The 1983-nt window shown below is 49.3% G+C and carries 3 protein-coding genes; 2 read left to right on the top strand and 1 reads right to left on the bottom strand.

The window, feature by feature from the left end:
• Positions 1–4: 4 nt before the first annotated feature.
• Together ACR0P9_RS11645 and ACR0P9_RS11640 are read left to right on the top strand one after the other, a co-directional pair.
• The gene (locus tag ACR0P9_RS11645; RefSeq protein WP_432620331.1) at positions 5–127 is read left to right on the top strand and encodes a helix-turn-helix domain-containing protein; all 123 of its coding nucleotides are present in this window, start codon (positions 5–7) and stop codon (positions 125–127) included.
• Positions 128–249: 122 nt separating this feature from the next.
• Positions 250–1062 (top strand): hypothetical protein, encoded by an 813-nt coding sequence (locus ACR0P9_RS11640; protein ID WP_432620329.1) that lies wholly within the window; start codon positions 250–252, stop codon positions 1060–1062.
• Positions 1063–1139: 77 nt separating this feature from the next.
• Here the strand turns inward: ACR0P9_RS11640 and ACR0P9_RS11635 are convergent, their stop codons facing one another.
• Complete coding sequence (locus tag ACR0P9_RS11635; RefSeq protein WP_432620327.1) at positions 1140–1940, bottom strand: Cof-type HAD-IIB family hydrolase; 801 nt, start codon at positions 1938–1940, stop codon at positions 1140–1142.
• Positions 1941–1983 lie beyond the last annotated feature (43 nt).

The following is a 1983-nucleotide window of genomic DNA, read 5'->3' as shown; positions in this document are numbered from 1 at the left end:
TCCGATTGCAACGATTGCTCGTTCTGTCGGCTATCCGAATCAGCTGCACTTCTCCCGTGCCTTCCACAAGGTATTCGGCATCCCGCCGCGCGAGTGGCAGAAGCGCAACCGCAAGACTTCTAAGTAATCGTTCCAAACAAAGAATGTATCGCCAGTTCTGGAAAATTCAGAGCTGGCGATTTTTTTGCTGTTATCGTTGTGTTTTGCTAACTTTTATGGTATTCTATATCAGACAAAGGAGGACGATCCATGAAACACACGCATTCCGCCTTGCTTTTGGTCTGTCTGGCATCTTTTTTGCTCACGGGCTGCGATTCCGGCAAAGCAGGCTCATCTGAAAATCCCTATGTATGCACTAAACAGACCGCCAAAGCAGGCAATTATGTTACCTATGACTACGATGCCAACGGCAATTGCACCAAAGAATCCCGTTATTCCGCATCCGGAAATCTCACCGGATGGACAGAGACCACATACAATGAGGACAATCAGCCGACAGAAGTCACGACATACAGCGAAACCGGCGATATACAGACCCGCGTCAGCAATCAATACAAAAACGGCAATCTGACTGCCACGATCAGCGTGGACGGCAATAAAAACAAGAACTACGAAGAAGCCTATACCTATGATAAAAACGGACATCTGACCAAGCAGGAGCACACTGAAGAGCACGGCAGTGTCGACAACAGCTATTGGGTCGAAATCACAACGGATGACCAAGGCAGACAGACCAAATCGGTGCAGCACAACCATGTCGATACAGCTGAGGATACGATTACCATTGAATCTCTCTACAACGAAGCGGGAAATCTCGTCAAATCCAGCACGTATACCAATGATGCACTGGACAGCTGGGATGAAATGGACTATGATGCGGACGGCAATCTGCTCAACACCTGTACCTATGACGCGCAGGGGAAATTACAGATGAAATACACCAACACGTATGACAAGCACGGCAATCTCACAGAGACCGACTTGCTCACCGCAGACAAAAACGAACCGCTCGTGACCTATGACTATCTGACGCTCAAGCAGTACCTGAAAACCCTCTCATAATGCTCCAAGCAACACAAAAGACCCGCCTCTGGCAGGTCTTTTTCTTTCCCTATTCCTATATCTACCATCTATTCCCCTTAGATGAATCGATAAATGGCCTTTGCCACACCATCATTGTCGTTGGTATCTGTGACATATTTTGCCAGTTTTTTTACAGCCTCATCGCCATTTCCCATGACGACCGGCATACCGGCAATGCGCAGCATATCCGAATCATTGTCGCTGTCTCCAATTGCCATCACTTCATCCATCGTGATGCCCATGACATGCGTCAGTTCCTGCAAAGCAAGTCCCTTATTGACGCCTTCCGGCATAATTTCAAAGTTATTTTCTGCTGAGCGCGTAATATGAATGCCCGGCAGCTGGTTAATTTCCGCCAGTGCCTCTGCCAGCACCTGCACATCGCCGCGGGCAAAGACCTTAGACACCGGAAATTTATGCTCTCGGATCGTTGCCGCAACATCCGGCAGGACGACCTTGCTCGACCAAAAGCCCTCTGTGCGCTTGGTATTGCACAAAATTTCGTCCGAATATGGGTTCAAATACAATCTGTCGCCCACATAAATCATTACGGTGACCGGACGATTCTGCACAGCCTCTACGACCTTCGCGCCGATGTCCCACGGCATTGCCCATTCTTTGACATTGCGCGCATTGCGCACATCGGAAATCGCTGCGCCGCCCGCTGAAATCAGCAGAGAGGACGCGCCGATTTCCTTCGAGAAAACAGCGGCTTCTCCTACAATTCGACCGGTACAGACGATAACCTTGACGCCCTTGCTGCGGGCATAGGCAACCGCCTCCACTGTCGATGGAAGTATATCAATACTGCTGGTCAGCACTGTTCCGTCCAGATCCAGTGCAATCAAACGATACATTCTGAATAGCTCCCCTTCCGTCTGTGAAAATCCTGTTTTTATG

Source organism: Butyricicoccus sp. (assembly GCF_050872565.1).
Classification (GTDB): domain Bacteria; phylum Bacillota; class Clostridia; order Oscillospirales; family Butyricicoccaceae; genus Butyricicoccus_A.
Note: the sequence above shows the minus strand (reverse complement) of the source record. Positions and strands in the feature narration are given on the sequence as shown.